The organism is Photorhabdus namnaonensis, from assembly GCF_001684335.1.
Taxonomy (GTDB): Bacteria; Pseudomonadota; Gammaproteobacteria; order Enterobacterales; family Enterobacteriaceae; genus Photorhabdus; species Photorhabdus namnaonensis.
On sequence record NZ_LOIC01000037.1, the window covers coordinates 1 to 594 of the forward strand.

Genomic DNA, 594 nt, shown 5'->3' on the forward strand with positions numbered 1-594 from the left:
CCTTTCTGATGGTAATCCCCGTAGGCCAGGGTGGCTTTACGGACAGGATTGAGCAGGGGAAGCTGTAAATTGCCGTTACGGTCTTCGCACTGGGGGGGCGGCACAGACAGGAAGGTTCTGGCCTGCGCCAGGACCTCGTCGCCGGCCCGGTAGTTCTTCTGATAGTAGTAGTGCCAGCCGGTCCACAGGGCCAGCACCACCCCGGCGCCCACGGTGGAGAAGGTCAGTAGTGTGTGGCGGTGGCGGTTTAACCACAGGCGGTTTTCAGCCGCCAGATTCGGCTCGGCCAGCAGGACCTCTTCAAACAGCGCGTGGGTGAAGTAGGGCGCGGTGTCCGCCACCGGCCAGGTGGGAAATGCCTGTGGCCCGAGGTGATACTGCACCGCGGCGGACTGGGTAAAAATGTCATCCATCTGGCCGATTTGTGTAGACGAGGTGAGATAAACCCCCCGCAGGCCGGGCTGGGCCGGACCGCCGTTGTAAAGCAGCCCCTCCAGCAGCTGCGCCACAGCGCTGTGCAGCCCCTGTATCTGGCGGGTGAAGCTGAACAGGGGGCTGCGCTGACTGATATCCACTTTATTGAGCATCATGTCC

The 594-nt window shown here is 62.1% G+C and carries 1 protein-coding gene; it reads right to left on the reverse strand.

Going from position 1 to position 594, the window contains the following annotated elements:
• Nucleotides 1-594, reverse strand: a 594-nt coding sequence (locus tag Phpb_RS07660) for a type VI secretion protein IcmF/TssM N-terminal domain-containing protein (protein WP_276204255.1), incomplete at both ends; no start/stop codon positions are given.